Source organism: Pseudomonas sp. FW507-12TSA, assembly GCF_058781435.1.
The window spans coordinates 364,893-379,429 of the sequence record NZ_JBYSWT010000001.1; the positions used below are offsets into that span (position 1 = coordinate 364,893).

The 14,537-nt window shown below is 63.8% G+C and carries 14 protein-coding genes; 5 read left to right on the forward strand and 9 right to left on the reverse strand.

Annotation, left to right across the window (positions count from 1 at the left end; genetic code table 11):
• Window positions 1-42: 42 nt before the first annotated feature.
• Both AC3WK8_RS01775 and AC3WK8_RS01780 read right to left on the reverse strand, forming a co-directional pair.
• Complete coding sequence (locus tag AC3WK8_RS01775) at window positions 43-717, reverse strand: methionine ABC transporter permease (protein ID WP_085593931.1); 675 nt, start codon at window positions 715-717, stop codon at window positions 43-45.
• Entirely contained in the window at window positions 717-1,724 is a 1,008-nt protein-coding gene (locus tag AC3WK8_RS01780) for a methionine ABC transporter ATP-binding protein (protein WP_085593929.1), read from the reverse strand. The genes AC3WK8_RS01775 and AC3WK8_RS01780 overlap by 1 nt, the downstream gene beginning before the upstream one ends.
• Window positions 1,725-1,834: 110 nt before the next feature.
• Here AC3WK8_RS01780 and katE point away from each other — a divergent pair, with 110 nt between their 5' ends.
• Complete coding sequence (katE, locus tag AC3WK8_RS01785) at window positions 1,835-4,132, forward strand: catalase HPII (RefSeq protein ID WP_256592254.1); 2,298 nt, start codon at window positions 1,835-1,837, stop codon at window positions 4,130-4,132.
• Between the two features lie 36 nt (window positions 4,133-4,168).
• On the opposite strand, the gene AC3WK8_RS01790 is transcribed toward katE, so the two are convergent.
• From AC3WK8_RS01790 to zur, 4 genes are read right to left on the reverse strand one after another with little or no spacing between them, the layout of a single operon-like run.
• Window positions 4,169-4,888, reverse strand: coding sequence for a PA5502 family lipoprotein (locus tag AC3WK8_RS01790; RefSeq protein ID WP_022642272.1), 720 nt, complete (start codon window positions 4,886-4,888; stop codon window positions 4,169-4,171).
• Between the two features lie 37 nt (window positions 4,889-4,925).
• Window positions 4,926-5,714 carry a zinc ABC transporter permease subunit ZnuB gene (znuB, locus tag AC3WK8_RS01795; protein WP_022642273.1) on the reverse strand — a complete coding sequence of 263 codons (789 nt, stop codon included), beginning with the start codon at window positions 5,712-5,714 and terminating at the stop codon, window positions 4,926-4,928.
• Window positions 5,707-6,477: a zinc ABC transporter ATP-binding protein ZnuC gene (gene znuC, locus AC3WK8_RS01800; RefSeq protein ID WP_022642274.1), complete on the reverse strand. Its 771-nt coding sequence runs from the start codon at window positions 6,475-6,477 to the stop codon at window positions 5,707-5,709. Before znuC ends, znuB begins: the two co-directional genes overlap by 8 nt.
• Window positions 6,477-6,959, reverse strand: a complete 483-nt coding sequence (gene zur, locus AC3WK8_RS01805; RefSeq protein ID WP_031320873.1) for a zinc uptake transcriptional repressor Zur — start codon at window positions 6,957-6,959, stop codon at window positions 6,477-6,479. The genes znuC and zur overlap by 1 nt, the downstream gene beginning before the upstream one ends.
• 66 nt (window positions 6,960-7,025) lie before the next feature.
• On the opposite strand from zur, the gene AC3WK8_RS01810 reads away from it, so the two are divergent.
• The gene (locus AC3WK8_RS01810; RefSeq protein ID WP_103324448.1) at window positions 7,026-7,946 is read left to right on the forward strand and encodes a zinc ABC transporter substrate-binding protein ZnuA; all 921 of its coding nucleotides are present in this window, start codon (window positions 7,026-7,028) and stop codon (window positions 7,944-7,946) included.
• A gap of 84 nt (window positions 7,947-8,030) precedes the next feature.
• On the opposite strand, the gene AC3WK8_RS01815 is transcribed toward AC3WK8_RS01810, so the two are convergent.
• Together AC3WK8_RS01815 and AC3WK8_RS01820 are read right to left on the reverse strand one after the other, a co-directional pair.
• Window positions 8,031-8,981 carry a homoserine kinase gene (locus tag AC3WK8_RS01815; protein ID WP_103324430.1) on the reverse strand — a complete coding sequence of 317 codons (951 nt, stop codon included), beginning with the start codon at window positions 8,979-8,981 and terminating at the stop codon, window positions 8,031-8,033.
• 65 nt (window positions 8,982-9,046) lie between these two features.
• The gene (locus tag AC3WK8_RS01820; protein ID WP_031320877.1) at window positions 9,047-9,334 is read right to left on the reverse strand and encodes a DUF2782 domain-containing protein; all 288 of its coding nucleotides are present in this window, start codon (window positions 9,332-9,334) and stop codon (window positions 9,047-9,049) included.
• A gap of 74 nt (window positions 9,335-9,408) precedes the next feature.
• Here AC3WK8_RS01820 and polA point away from each other — a divergent pair, with 74 nt between their 5' ends.
• A complete protein-coding gene (gene polA / locus AC3WK8_RS01825; protein ID WP_103324431.1) occupies window positions 9,409-12,195 on the forward strand; it encodes a DNA polymerase I in 2,787 nt (928 codons plus the stop codon).
• A 406-nt stretch (window positions 12,196-12,601) separates the two neighbouring features.
• Here the strand turns inward: polA and yihA are convergent, their stop codons facing one another.
• Window positions 12,602-13,243: a ribosome biogenesis GTP-binding protein YihA/YsxC gene (gene yihA / locus AC3WK8_RS01830; protein WP_085593920.1), complete on the reverse strand. Its 642-nt coding sequence runs from the start codon at window positions 13,241-13,243 to the stop codon at window positions 12,602-12,604.
• 192 nt (window positions 13,244-13,435) lie between these two features.
• Here yihA and AC3WK8_RS01835 point away from each other — a divergent pair, with 192 nt between their 5' ends.
• On the forward strand, window positions 13,436-13,726 hold the full coding sequence (locus tag AC3WK8_RS01835; RefSeq protein ID WP_085593918.1) for a c-type cytochrome: 291 nt from the start codon (window positions 13,436-13,438) through the stop codon (window positions 13,724-13,726).
• A gap of 45 nt (window positions 13,727-13,771) precedes the next feature.
• Entirely contained in the window at window positions 13,772-14,377 is a 606-nt protein-coding gene (locus AC3WK8_RS01840) for a c-type cytochrome (RefSeq protein ID WP_022642281.1), read from the forward strand.
• Window positions 14,378-14,537: the final 160 nt, after the last annotated feature.

The following is a 14,537-nucleotide window of genomic DNA, read 5'->3' on the forward strand; positions in this document are numbered from 1 at the left end:
TCGCCCGACCCCGGGCGCCTGCCGGCCAGCCGGCGATTGCGTTTATTTACGGGAAAAGTGCACTACCAGCTTATCGCCGATGATCTGCAGAACCTGAACCAGCACGATCAGCAGCACCACGGTGACCGACATCACATCATCCTGGAAACGCTGGTAGCCATAACGAATGGCCAGGTCGCCCAGGCCCCCCGCACCCACCACGCCGGCCATGGCGGTATAGCCGACCAGGGCGATGGCGGTGACGGTGATGGCCGCGATGATGCCCGGACGGGCTTCTGGCAGCAGGGCGTTCATGATGATCTGCCGGGTCGTGGCGCCCATGGCCTGGGTCGCCTCGATGATGCCCCGGTCCACTTCGCGCAGTGCGGTTTCCACCAGGCGGGCGAAGAAGGTCGAGGCTCCCACCACCAGCGGCGGGATCGCGCCAGCCACTCCCAGGGAGGTGCCGGTGATCAGGATGGTGGTGGGGATCATCACGATCAGCAGGATGATGAATGGCAATGAGCGTATGGCGTTGACCACGAAGCCCAGCACCGAATACACGCCTTTCTGCTCCAGCAGCTGCTTGGGGCTGCACAGGAACAGCAGGACTCCCAGCGGCAAGCCCACCAGTACGGTGAAAAACAGGGATGTGCTGAGCATGATCATGGTGTCGCTGGTGGCGATGCCGATGTCGACCCAGTCGATGTTGTCGAAGTAACTCAGTAGGCCTTGCATCAGCGCAGCACCTCCATGTGGACATCCGCCGCGGTGAAGCGGGCGAAGGCCGCTTCCATGTCGCCGCCGGTGATGGCCAGGGTCAGTTGCCCGTAAGGGGTGTTCTTGATGCGGTCGATGCGTCCGGCAAGGATGCTGTAGTCGACCCCCGTCTCCCGGGCCACGGTGCCCAGCAGCGGTGCATAGGTGGACTCGCCCTGGAAGGTCAGGCGCACGATGCGTCCCGGTACATGGGCGAAGTCATCGCGCTGTTCGTTCTCGTCGACCTGCTCGTCTTCCTGGACGAAGCGCTTGGTGGTCGGGTGCTTGGGATGCAGGAACACCTGGGCCACATCGCCTTGCTCGACGATCGTGCCGGCGTCCATCACCGCCACCTGGTCGCAGACGCGACGGATCACGTCCATCTCGTGGGTGATCAGGACGATGGTCAGCTTCAGCTCGCGGTTGATCTCGGCCAGCAGTTGCAGGACCGAGGCCGTGGTCTGTGGGTCCAGGGCGCTGGTGGCCTCGTCGCACAGCAGGATCTTGGGCTTGGTGGCCAGGGCGCGGGCGATGCCGACGCGCTGCTTCTGGCCGCCGGACAACTGCGCCGGGTACTTGCGTGCATGGTCGGCCAGGCCCACGCGGGCCAGCAGTTCGGTGACGCGCTGGTCGATCTCGGTCCGCGACAGCTCGCCGGAGAGCTGCAGCGGCAGGGCCACGTTATCGGCCACGGTCTTGGAGGCCAGCAGGTTGAAGTGCTGGAAGATCATCCCGACCTGCTGGCGGAAGCGGCGCAGGCCGCCGGCGTCCAGCGCGGTGATTTCCTCGTTGTCGACGATGATCCTGCCGCCGCTGGGGTTTTCCAGGCGGTTGATCAGGCGCAGCAGGGTGCTCTTGCCCGCGCCGGAATGGCCGATCAGGCCAAAGACCTGGCCAGCCTCGACCCGAAGACTGGTCGGGTGCAGCGCGGGAATATCCCTACCGGCGACCCGGTAGGTTTTATGGACGTTTTGAAACTCGATCACGTAGCGAACCTTGTGAGGCGCGTTAGAAAGGGGTCAGCGGTTAGCCGGGCGCGCATTTTAGCCTGTCCGTATAGAGGTTCTTAGCATTTATTTCGTAATCATCCTGCCATTTGGCAATAACGCGATCAAAGGTCATAAAAAAGGAACGCTCGTGGCGACTCCCCGGTCACTACCTAAGCCACTCGAAAGCGCCCAGGTGCCGTGCCTCGGCGCATCCGCCCGCGAAGCCCTGGCACGCCAGGGTTTCGCCAACGAGGAGTATGTGTCTGATGAGTACCAAGAAAACCACCAGCCCGAACAGCCAGGCAGCGGGGACCGACACCCTGGACCGGGGCAACAGCAACGCCAAGCTCGAGAGCCTGGAGCGGTTTCGCAGCGACGCCACCGGGCAGGCCCTGCGCACCAACCAGGGAGTGAAGATCGCCGATAACCAGAACACCCTGAAAGCCGGTGCCCGCGGCCCTTCGCTGCTCGAAGACTTCATCATGCGGGAGAAGATCACCCACTTCGACCACGAGCGGATTCCCGAGCGCATCGTCCATGCCCGAGGCACTGGCGCCCATGGTTATTTCCAGAGTTATGCCGACCATTCGGCGCTGACCAAGGCCGGTTTCCTGCGTGATCCGGGGAAAAAAACACCCGTGTTCGTGCGCTTTTCCACGGTCCAGGGGCCGAGAGGCTCCGGCGATACCGTGCGTGACGTGCGCGGCTTTGCGGTGAAGTTCTTCACCGACGAGGGCAACTTCGACCTGGTGGGCAACAACATGCCGGTGTTCTTCATCCAGGACGCGATCAAGTTCCCCGACTTCGTGCATGCGGTGAAGCCCGAGCCGCACAACGAGATGCCCACCGGCGGTTCGGCCCACGATACCTTCTGGGACTTCGTCTCGCTGGTGCCGGAGTCGGCGCACATGGTCATCTGGGCCATGTCCGACCGGGCGATTCCCAAGAGCCTGCGCAGCATGCAGGGTTTTGGTGTGCACAGTTTCCGCTTGATCAACGCCGAGGGGCGCTCGCACTTCGTCAAGTTCCACTGGCATCCATCGGTGGGCACTTGCTCGCTGCTCTGGGACGAGGCGCAGAAGCTGGCGGGCAAGGACACCGATTTCCACCGCCGTGATCTCTGGGAGGCCATCGAGATCGGCGACTACCCGGAATGGGAGCTGGGCGTGCAGGTCATCGCCGAGGAAGACGAGCACAAGTTCGAGTTCGACATCCTCGATCCGACCAAGCTGATTCCCGAAGAGCTGGTGCCCATCACGCCGCTGGGCAAGATGGTGCTCAATCGCAACCCGGACAACTTCTTCGCCGAGACCGAGCAGGTGGCGTTCTGTCCTGGGCATATCGTGCCCGGCATCGACTTTTCCAATGACCCATTGCTGCAGGGCCGGCTGTTTTCCTACACCGATACCCAGATCAGCCGCCTGGGCGGGCCCAACTTCCACGAGCTGCCGATCAACCGGCCGGTAGCGCCGTTCCACAACAGCCAGCGCGACGCCATGCATCGCTCCACCATCGACAAGGGGCGGGCTTCCTACGAGCCCAACTCGATCGATGGCGGCTGGCCCAGGGAGACCCCTCCGGCACCGGAAAACGGCGGTTTCGAGAGCTACAACGAGCGCATCGATGCGCACAAGATCCGCCAGCGCAGCGAGTCTTTCAGCGATCACTTTTCCCAGGCGCGGCTGTTCTACAACAGCATGAGCAAGCATGAGCAGGAGCACATCATCGCCGCCTACAGCTTCGAGCTGGGCAAGGTCGACCGGCCGCAGATTCGCGAGCGGCAGGTGCAGCAGATCCTGGCCAATATCGATTTGCAGCTGGCCAGGCGGGTGGCCGAGAACCTCGGATTGCCGGCCCCGACCAAGGGCACGGTGGCCGAGCGCAAGATGTCGCTGTCGCGCTCGCCGGCCCTGAGCCAGGCCAATTTGTTATCCGGAGACATCAAGACTCGCAAGGTCGCAGTGCTGGTGGCCAATGGTGTCGACGGCACGGCGGTCGCTGCGCTGCAAAAGGCGCTCAAGGCCGAAGGGGCCCATGCCAAGCTGCTGGGACCGACCTCGGCGGCGGTGACGAGCGCCCAAGGCAAGGTATTGGCAGTGGATGCCTCGATGGAGGGTTTGCCGTCGGTGGCGTTTGACGCCGTGTTCGTGCCGGGTGGCGCCCAGTCGATCAAGGCCCTGGCGGGCGATGGAGTGGCCCTGCACTACCTGCTCGAGGCCTATCGGCACCTGAAGGCCATCGCCTTGCATGGCGAAGCCCGGGAGTTGTTGCAGGTACTTGGGCTGGAGGTGGACGAGGGCCTGATCGTCGGTGGCGATGCCAAGGCCCTGAAAGCGTTCTTCGCCGCTATCGCCCAGCATCGGGTGTGGAGTCGCGAACCCCGGGCCAGGGCGATCCCGGCCTGAGGTGGTTGCCGGCAGCCTGCGGGCTGCCGGAAACGGTCATTGCGCCTGGCGTGGGGTCAGGACCATTTGCGCCGGCACATGGCGCACGATCTGCCGGCTGATCTTCTGCTGGAAGTCGGGGTCGAGCTTCTTCACCCGCTTGCCCAGCAGGGTCGAGAGCCAGGGGTAGTCTTCGCGGCGCGGTACCTGGATGGTCACATCGCACTGGTAATTCACCACATCCGCGGCCAAGGCATCGAGCTGCCGGCGCAGCTTGCGAATGTCGGTGACGTTCAGGGCGATGGTGGTGCTGGGCGCCGAGGGGTCGATCAACTTGGCGGCAGGGCGTGCTTCAGCAGCCTTCAGCGCGGCCTCGGCCTTGTCCAGCTCGGCCTTGCGGGCGTGGGCGATGGCGCTGTTGACCCCGCCGGTCAGCGCCGGCGCCTTGGGCATCAGCGCCCGGGCACGGCTCAAGGCGGTGGCCGCGGCATTCACATCGCCTTTTTGCAGGACGATCTGGCTGCGTTGCAGATAGGCCTCGGCCAACTGGCGCTGGTACTGCACCAATTGCGGATCGTCCGGCGTTTGCCCCTGCATCGCGGCGAGCTGGTCCTCGGCGGTCGCCAGTTCGTTGCTGGCGATGCTTTGTTGCAGCTGTGCGATGGCCGTGGCCCGCGCATCGGGGACCTCGGTGGCCGCCGGTGGCGTGCTTTGGCAGGCTCCCAGCAGCAGGGAAAATGCGACAAGGAGCAGATAACGGGAGGCGAACGGCTTCATTCCTGCGACTCTCTAATTGCGCAAAAAGCGAGCAAGTCTACACCCCTCGACGGGGCAGAACAAAACTCAGCAGAAACAGTGCGGCCGCCGTGACCACGATCGACGGCCCGGCCGGGGTGTCCTTGAACCAGGACAACGCCAGCCCGCCGCCCACGGCCAGCATGCCCAGCAGGCTGGCGCCAAGGGCCATCTGCTCCGGCGAGCGGGCGTGACGCTGTGCCGCAGCGGCCGGGATGATCAGCAGGGAGGTGATCAGCAGCACCCCGACGATCTTCATCGCCACGGCGATCACCACCGCGATCAGCAGCATCAAGGTCATGCGCAGCGAGGCCACGGGCAGCCCTTCGACCTTGGCCAGTTCCTCGTGCACGGTGATGGCCAGCAATGGCCGCCACAGCGCCACCAGCAGCAACAGTACAGCGGCGCTGCCGCCGAGGATCCAGGCCAGGTCGCCGGGGCTGATCGCCAACAGGTCGCCGAACAGGTAGGCCATCAGGTCGATGCGCACCTCATGCATGAAGCTTAGTACCACCAGGCCCAGGGACAGGGTGCTGGGTGCAAGAATCCCCAGCAGCGTGTCGGATGCCAGGGGCTGGCGCTGTTGCAGGGTGACCAGCAGCACCGCCAGCAACAGGCAGCCGACGGTGACCGCCACCGCCGGGCTGACATCCAGCAGGAACCCCAGGGCGACGCCCAGTAGCGCGGCATGGGACAGGGTGTCGCCGAAATAGGCCATGCGCCGCCAGACCACGAAGGAGCCCAGGGGGCCGGCGACCAGTGCCAGGGACAAACCTGCGAGCAGGGCGTACAGCAGGAAATCAGCCATGCTTGCAGTTTTCTCCGTGGACATGGGGCTGGACCACCACCGAGCCGTGCAGGTCGTGGGCGTGGTCATGATGATGGTGGTAGATCGCCAGGCTCGGTGCGTTCTTGCCGAACAGCTCGACGAAGGCCGGATCGCCACTGACCTGCTCCGGGTGCCCGGAGCAGCAGACATGGCGGTTGAGGCAGACCACCTGGTCGGTGGTGCTCATCACCAGGTGCAGGTCGTGGGAGACCATCAGCACGCCGCAGCCATGGCGGTCGCGCAGGCGGGTGATCAGGCTGTAGAGCTCGGCCTGGCCGGCCACATCGACACCCTGAACCGGCTCGTCGAGGACCAGCAGCTCAGGCTCGCGCAGCAGCGCCCGGGCCAGCAGCACGCGCTGCATCTCGCCGCCGGAAATGCTTTGCACCGGGCTGTCGATCACCTGCTCGGCGCCCACTTCCTTGAGTGCCGCCAGGGCCCGGGCGCGGTCTACCCCGGGTACCAGGCGCAGGAAGCGCAGCACCGACAGCGGCAGGGTCGGGTCGACATGGAGCTTTTGCGGCATGTAGCCCACCCGCAGCCGGGGCTTGCGCCAGACGCTGCCGGTATCGGGCTTGAGCAGGCCGAGCACGGCACGCACCAGGGTAGTCTTGCCGGCGCCATTGGGGCCGATCAGGGTGACGATCTGCCCGGGTTCGACGCTGAGCTGGATGTTGTCCAGCACCGGCTGCCCGGCAAAGGTCACCCCGACCTGCTCGAGGCGGATCAATGCAGTGCTCATCAAGCCCCCTGGCAGCCCGAGCAGAGTCCGACCACTTCCACGGTCTGGCCTTCGACCACGAAGCCGACCTCGCGGGCGCTGCCGATGATCGCGTCGCTGATGGATTTCTGCTCGAGCTCGATGGCCGCGTGGCATTCGCGGCAGATCAGGAACTGGCCCTGGTGGGCGTGTTCCGGGTGGTTGCAGCCGACGAAGGCGTTGAGCGAGGCGATGCGGTGCACCAGGCCGTTTTCCAGGAGGAAGTCCAACGCCCGATAGACGGTCGGCGGCGCGGCGCGGCGGCCATCTTGCTCGCTGAGTACCGCCAGGATGTCATAGGCGCCCAGGGGCTTGTGGCTTTGCCAGACCAGCTCCAGCACCCGCCGGCGTAGGGCGGTCAGGCGCAGTCCCTGCCGCGTGCACAGGGCATCGGCCTCAGACAGTGCGTTGTGCACGCAGTGAGAGTGGTCGTGTGGTCGGCTGGCGAGGGGTGTTTTAGGCATGAGCGGCGACGAGGGTGGTGAGAGACGTTATTATGTTACCCGTTATCGCCTCTTCGAGTGTTCATCGTGCCCCGACTTTTTCGTCTTTTTGTCGCTTTTACCTTCAGCTTGTTCGCGATCGGTTCGGCCCAGGCCGAGGTCCGGGTGTTGACCAGCATCAAGCCGCTGCAATTGATCGCCGCGGCCGTGCAGGAGGGCGTGGCGATTCCCGAGGTGTTGCTGCCGCCGGGGGCCTCGCCGCACAACTATGCGTTGCGCCCGTCCGATGTGCGCAAGGTGCAGAGCGTGGATCTCTTGTACTGGATCGGCCCGGACATGGAAGGCTTCCTGCCGCGTGTCTTGAAGGGCCGTAGCCTGCCCTCGGTGGCGGTACAGGACCTACCAGGCATGAAGCTGCGGCATTTTACCGAAGACAGCCACTCCCACGCCGAGGAGGCCGACGAGCATGACCACGATCATCGCCCTGGCACCCTGGACGCCCACCTCTGGCTGTCGCCGGTCAACGCCCGGGTGATCGCCACTCGCATGGCGGCCGACCTGAGCGCCGCCGACCCGGCCAACGCCGCGCGCTACCAGGACAACCTGAAAGCCTTCAGCGAGCGCCTAGACGCCCTGGATACCCGCTTGAAGGCGCGCTTGGCTGGCATCGCCGGCAAGCCGTATTTCGTCTTCCATGAAGCCTTCGACTATTTCGAGGACGCCTATGGCCTCAAGCACACCGGGGTGTTCAGCGTCGCTGCCGAGGTGCAACCGGGGGCCCAGCACGTCGCGGCCATGCGCGCACGCCTGCAGCAGGTGGGCAAGACTTGCGTGTTCAGCGAGCCGCCCCTGCGTCCGCGCCTGGCGGAAACCCTGGTGGCCGGGCTGCCGGTGAAGCTGGCCGAGCTGGATGCCCTGGGTGGCTATACCCCGGCCTCCGCCACAGGCTATGAACAGGTGCTGGAGAAACTCGGCAACGACCTGGCCGGTTGCCTGGAGCAGCTATAAGCGGGTTTCCAGCACAGGCTTCATCCTTCGCGGGCCAGCCGCTCCTGCTCGTTCATGGCAGGGGCGGCTGGCCCGCGGAGCGTTTCAGAGGGCGAACGGCAGGGCCACGCTGACCTGCTGGCGCTGGGCCAGGTAGCGCTGGAACTCCATCGGATCGTGGATCAGTACGTCCTGGCCGGCGAAGGTCTCGGCGGCGATCAGGCGCGACAGCCAGAAGCGCACGCAGGCCACCCGCAGGATGGTTGGCCACAGCTCGGCCTCGGCGGCGGTGAATGGCCGCAGGGCCGCATAGGCACCCAGCAGGGCCCGGGCACGCTGGCCGTCGAGCACCCCTTGGGCATCGGAGCACCAGTCGTTCAGGGCGATGGCCACGTCATACAGCATCGGTCCCGAGCAGGCGTTGTAGAAGTCGATCAGGCCGGTCAGGTGGGTGCCTTCGAACATGGCGTTGTCGCGGAACAGGTCGGCGTGGATGTTGGCCCGCGGCAGGGCGAGGATCCTGGCCCTCTGTTCGACGATCTCGTGCAGTGCCCGTTGCAGCAGGTCCTGGGCGGTGCTGTCCAGGCGCGGCAGCAGCTTGGCGCCCTCTTCCTGCATCCAGTCCAGGCCACGATCGGTCTTGCGCTTGATCATGTTGTCCTTGGTGGCCACGTGCAGGTGGCCCAGCAGCTCGCCGACCTGGACGCAGTGCTGGGCGTTGGCCTGCTTGATGTGCTTGCCGGCCAGGCGCGGTTGCAGCAATGCCGGCTTGCCCGCCAGTTCCCGCAGGGCGATGCCGTCGGTGGTGCGCAGCGCGTAGGGCACCGGCAGGTCGGCTTCGTGCAATACGTCCAGCAGTTCGATGAAGAACGGCATTTCCTGGACCGGACCGCGCTCGACCAGGGTCAGGACGAACTCGCCCTGTTCCAGGCTGATGAAGAAGTTGGTGTTTTCGCTACCAGCGGCAATCCCCTGGAAGTCAAGCAGGCGGCCGAGCCCGTACGGGGCGAGAAAGGTTTCCAGCTCGGGCCGAGCCAGGGGGGTGAACACAGACATGGTTGAGAACTGCCAGTACCGGCGCCGCTATCGAGACGGCGCCATTGAGTTGAAATGGGAGTGGCTTACCACTCGAAGATTTTCCACGAAGGGATCAGCATATCCGGCTGGTCCGAACGGATGAAGTTGCCGTCGGAGCCATCGGCGCGCACCAGGAAGTAGGGCTTGCCACCTTTGGGCGTCACCTTGATCGCATACAGGAAGCCATTTTGCCGGTATTCCTGGATGGTCTTGTCGCCTTCCGTGCGAATGGTTACTTCCGGGTCGGCCGAAGGGGCGTCTTCCGCGGCGATCGCTGCCATGGAGGAGACTGCAATCAAGCCGGCCAGCAGCAAGCGATTTAGTGTGCGCATGATAACCTTGTCCCTTTGTCGTCAACGGTCCCGCTATTCTAGCGCCGGACCCGCCCAAAAGGTTGATCCTACTCATGAGCCAAGCCCCCCTCATCCTGGTGGACGGTTCGTCCTACCTGTACCGCGCCTTTCATGCGCTGCCGCCGCTGACCACCTCCAAAGGCATGCCGACCGGCGCGGTCAAGGGCGTGCTGAACATGCTCAAGAGCTTGCGCAAACAGTATCCGCAAAGCCCCTTCGCCGTGGTGTTCGACGCCAAGGGCGGAACCTTCCGCGATGAAATGTACGCCGAGTACAAGGCCAACCGTCCGAGCATGCCGGACGACATGCGGGTACAGATCGAACCCCTGCACGCCAGCGTGATCGCCCTGGGCTTCCCGCTGCTGTGCGTCGAGGGCGTGGAGGCCGACGATGTGATCGGCACCCTGGCCCGCAGCAGCGCGGCGGCGTCCCGGCCGGTGGTCATCTCCACCGGCGACAAGGACATGGCGCAGCTGGTGGATGGGCACATTACCCTGGTCAACACCATGTCCGGTAGCAGCATGGACGTGGAGGGCGTGAAGGAGAAATTCGGTGTCGCTCCCGAGCAGATCATTGATTACCTGGCGCTGATGGGCGACTCCTCCGACAACATTCCGGGCGTCCCGGGCATCGGTCCGAAGACCGCCTCGGGCTTGCTGGTGGGGGTCAACGGCGGCCTCAAGGAGCTCTACGAGCAACTCGATATCGTGCCTACCCTGCCGATTCGCGGGGCCAAGACCTTGCCGGCCAAGCTTGAAGAGCACAAGGAAATGGCGTTCCTTTCCTACCAGCTGGCTACCATCAAGGTCGACGTACCGCTGGAGGTGGGGCTGGATGACCTGCACCTGCGCGAGCCGGACCGCGAGAAGCTGGCAGAGCTCTACAGCTTGATGGAGTTCAAGAGCTGGCTCGACGAGCTGCAGCGTGATGCCAAGCGTGTCGAACTCGATTTGGCTGCGGCTCCGGTCGCTGCTGAGCAACCCGCGGCCGAGCAGGCGCCGCTGGAATTGCAGTACGAAACCATCCTCGAGCAGGCGCGTTTCGATGCCTGGCTGCACAAGCTCAAGGGCGCCAAGCTGATCGCCTTCGACACCGAGACCACCGGCATCGATGCACAGCAGGCGCAACTGGTGGGCCTGTCCTTCGCGGTCCAGGCGGGCGAGGCGGCCTATGTCCCCCTGGCCCATAGCTACCTCGATGCACCGCAGCAGCTGGATCGCGACGCGGTGCTGCTGGCCCTGAAGCCGTTGCTGGAAGACCCGAAGCTGCTCAAGGTGGGCCAGCACGCCAAGTTCGACATGAACATCCTGGCCAACTGCGCCATCGGTGGCGACCCGGCCAATGGCATCAGCATGCGCGGCGTTGCCTTCGATACCATGCTCGAGTCCTATGTGCTCAATTCCACCGCCACCCGCCATGATATGGACAGCCTGGCGCAGAAGTACCTGGATCACACCACGGTGAGTTTTCAGGACATTGCCGGCAAGGGCGCCAAGCAGCTGACGTTCGACCAGATCCCGCTGGAGCAGGCCGGCCCCTACGCCGCCGAAGACGCCGACGTGACCCTGCGCCTGCATCAGGCCCTGTTCGAGAAACTCAGCGCCATTCCGAGCCTGGCCAGCGTGCTGACCGATATCGAGATGCCGCTGGTGCCGGTGTTGGCGCGCATCGAACGCCAGGGCGCGCTGGTGGATGACAAGCTGCTGGGCGTGCAGAGCATCGAGCTGGGCGACAAGATGGTGGCCCTGGAGCGTGAGGCCTTCGCGATTGCCGGCGAGGAGTTCAACCTGGGCTCGCCCAAGCAGTTGGGCAGCATCCTCTATGACAAGCTGGGCCTGCCGGTGCTGAAGAAGACCGCCAAGGGCCAGCCATCCACCGCCGAAGAGGTCCTGGCCAAGCTGGCCGAGGACGATTACCCGCTACCCCGGGTGCTGATGCAGTACCGCTCCATGAGCAAGCTCAAGAGCACCTACACCGACCGCCTGCCGGAGCAGATCAACCCGCGTACCGGGCGGATCCACACCTCCTATCACCAGGCGGTGGCTTCCACCGGGCGCCTGTCGTCCAGCGATCCGAACCTGCAGAACATCCCGGTGCGCACCGCCGAGGGCCGGCGTATCCGCCAGGCCTTCATCGCTCCGGCCGGGTACAAGCTGCTGGCGGCGGACTACTCGCAGATCGAGCTGCGGATCATGGCCCACCTGTCCCAGGACGAAGGCCTGCTCAACGCTTTTCGCAACAACCAGGACGTACACACCGCCACGGCCGCGGAAGTGTTCAAGGTCGAACTCGGGGAAGTTACTTCCGAGCAGCGCCGCAGTGCCAAGGCCATCAACTTCGGCCTGATCTACGGCATGGGCGCGCAAAAGCTGGGCAAGGACATCGGCGTCGAGACCAAGCAAGCCAAGGCCTATATCGACACCTACTTCGCCCGCTATCCGGGGGTGCGCGAGTACATGGACCGCACTCGCGCCCAGGCGGCCGACCAGGGCTACGTGGAGACCATCTTCGGCCGTCGCCTGTACCTGCCGGAGATCAATTCCAACAAGCCCCAGGAGCGGGCGGGCGCCGAGCGCACCGCGATCAACGCGCCGATGCAAGGCACCGCCGCGGACATCATCAAGAAGGCCATGGTGGCGGTGGACAATTGGCTGCAGGCCTCTGGCCTGGATGCCAGGGTCATCCTCCAGGTGCACGACGAACTGGTCCTGGAAGTCCGCGAGGACCTGGTGGACCAGGTGCGTGAGGAAATTCGCGGTTACATGAGTGGCGCCGCGACCCTGGATGTACCGCTATTGGTAGAGGTCGGGGTGGGAAATAACTGGGATGAGGCCCATTAAGGGGACTTTTTACCGATTTTTGCCGCGGCATAGTGTCGCGGCAAAAATGCCTGAAACGCCATTAGCACGAAAAATTTCAGCACTTATCGCCAATAGTTTTTGTTCGCGGCCGGAACTAAATCGAGCAACGCCCACTCAGAGTTACTGAATGGCTGGTGAAGCCCTTCAATGCTCCTATGTTGTGTTAAGTGTTGGCAGATATCTGGACCCCGCCCTAGCGGTCTAGAACTTGAACCCCGAACTTCCCCCTCCCCATATGAAGTCCGGGGTTTTTTTTGCCTGAAAATTGCCTGCGTGGCGACCATGCTGCGTTAAAAAGCGGCGGGAAATGCTCATTCAGGCCCCTAAACTCCGCTTTCCCGCCGCTTTTGCCCTGCCTGATCACCGCGCAGAATTCTTATCTCTCTCAGGCCTCGATCTCGGCGCCTTTGTCGGCCAGTTCCAGCCACCTGGCCAGCACGGTGTAGGCCTCTTCCAGGCCCATGCGCTTGGGCGCGGAGAACAGCTGGATGGTGATGGCGTCGCCCCAGCCCTTGCGGATCTGCGACTGGACCTTGAGCAGGGTGTTCTTGGCCGCGCCGTAGGTCAGCTTGTCGGCCTTGGTCAGCAGGATATGCATCGGCATGCCGCTGGCTACGGCCCAATCCAGCATCAGGGTGTCGAAGTCGGTCATGGGGTGCCGGATATCCATCATCAGGATCAGCCCCTTGAGGCTCTCGCGGCTGCCCAGGTAGGCCTCGAGGTGGCGCTGCCAGTGCTGCTTGAGCGGGATCGGCACCTTGGCGTAGCCGTAGCCCGGCAGGTCGACCAAGCGGCGATCGTCGTCTAGCTTGAAGAAGTTCAACAACTGCGTGCGCCCCGGGGTCTTCGAGGTGCGTGCCAGGCTGGCGTGGGTCAGGGTGTTCAGGGCGCTGGACTTGCCGGCGTTGGAGCGCCCGGCGAAGGCAACTTCGAAGCCGGCGTCATCAGGGCATTGATCGACCTTGGCGGCGCTGAGCATGAAAGTGGACTGTTGGCACAGACCGAGGATGGGGTTCTTCAGTTGCATGGGATTTCCGAATAGGGGCGATGCCGAGGGTGGGTGCGGCGAGCGGTGTCGTTTCCGTTTCAGTAGCGCCAGTATATAATGCCGCAGATTTTGTGTGCGCTTTGTCCCAGCGTAGGATGAAGCTCACGAGAGCGATAAACCTTGTATGCGCATTAGAACGCAGCACGCTCTCAACCCTGAAAAGGTCGTTTTATGACGAAATGGCTGCTGGCTACCGGTCTCTTGATGCCGCTTTGCAGCGTGCAGGCTACACAGGATCCGGAAGCTGTGTACAACCGTGTTTGTGGGGCATGTCATTCCGGCCAACTACCCACGGCGCCCCGCAAGGGCGACCAGGAAGCTTGGGCGCCGAGGCTGGCGCAAGGTATGGAGACGCTGGTGCAACACGTGACCCAGGGTTTCAAGGCGATGCCGCCGCGTGGTTTGTGCATGGACTGCAGTGCCGAGGATTACCGAGCCATCATCCATTGGATGAGCGAGTGATCCCGGTCCATAACTCTTAACCCTTAGCCGTAGTTGGATTAGCTGATGAACAAATTACTCGTGAGTCTGCTGTTGACCCTGGGCATCACTGGTGTTGCCCATGCCGCAGGCGACGCTGCTGCCGGTCAGGCGAAAGCCGCAGTCTGTGGCGCATGCCACGGTCCTGATGGGAACAGCATGGCGCCAAACTTTCCCAAGCTGGCGGGTCAGGGGGAAAAGTACCTGGACAAGCAGCTGCACGATATCAAGTCCGGCAAGCGCCAGGTACTGGAAATGACCGGCCTGCTGACCAACCTGAGCGATCAGGACCTGGCCGACATCGCCGCCTACTTTGCCAGCCAGAAAGGCAGCGTCGGCGCCGCCGATCCCAAGGTCGTGGCCCGTGGCGAAGAGCTGTTCCGTGGCGGCAAGCTGGACCAGGGCATGCCTGCCTGCACTGGTTGCCACTCGCCCAATGGCGCGGGTAACGCAGCTGCCGGCTTCCCGCACCTGGGCGGCCAGCACGCTCAATACGTAGCCAAGCAGCTGACTGATTTCCGTGAAGGCGCCCGTACCAACGATGGCGACACCATGGTCATGCGCAGCATTGCCAGCAAGCTGAGCAACAAGGACATCGAAGCCGTGTCCAGCTACATTCAGGGCCTGCACTGAGGCCGCTGCGATCAATTGCCGGCAGGTGCATGGCCACGGCAACGTTAATGATCGATTAATCTGACGGTGCAAGCATAAAGGGTGGCCCAGGCCGCCCTTTTTTATGGCGCCAGCCGCTACACTAGCGAACTCAAGCCCGCCATGATCTGTCTGAAATCAG

Coding starts and splice junctions, on each gene's coding strand:
- znuB (WP_022642273.1), bottom strand. CDS start 5,714: ATGGCTGATTTCCTGCTGTACGCCCTGCTCGCAGGTTTGTCCCTGGCA.
- AC3WK8_RS01820 (WP_031320877.1), bottom strand. CDS start 9,334: ATGCGCACACTAAATCGCTTGCTGCTGGCCGGCTTGATTGCAGTCTCC.
- znuC (WP_022642274.1), bottom strand. CDS start 6,477: ATGAGCACTGCATTGATCCGCCTCGAGCAGGTCGGGGTGACCTTTGCC.
- yihA (WP_085593920.1), bottom strand. CDS start 13,243: ATGCAACTGAAGAACCCCATCCTCGGTCTGTGCCAACAGTCCACTTTC.
- AC3WK8_RS01840 (WP_022642281.1), top strand. CDS start 13,772: ATGAACAAATTACTCGTGAGTCTGCTGTTGACCCTGGGCATCACTGGT.
- AC3WK8_RS01790 (WP_022642272.1), bottom strand. CDS start 4,888: ATGAAGCCGTTCGCCTCCCGTTATCTGCTCCTTGTCGCATTTTCCCTG.
- polA (WP_103324431.1), top strand. CDS start 9,409: ATGAGCCAAGCCCCCCTCATCCTGGTGGACGGTTCGTCCTACCTGTAC.
- zur (WP_031320873.1), bottom strand. CDS start 6,959: ATGCCTAAAACACCCCTCGCCAGCCGACCACACGACCACTCTCACTGC.
- AC3WK8_RS01775 (WP_085593931.1), bottom strand. CDS start 717: ATGCAAGGCCTACTGAGTTACTTCGACAACATCGACTGGGTCGACATC.
- AC3WK8_RS01815 (WP_103324430.1), bottom strand. CDS start 8,981: ATGTCTGTGTTCACCCCCCTGGCTCGGCCCGAGCTGGAAACCTTTCTC.
- AC3WK8_RS01835 (WP_085593918.1), top strand. CDS start 13,436: ATGACGAAATGGCTGCTGGCTACCGGTCTCTTGATGCCGCTTTGCAGC.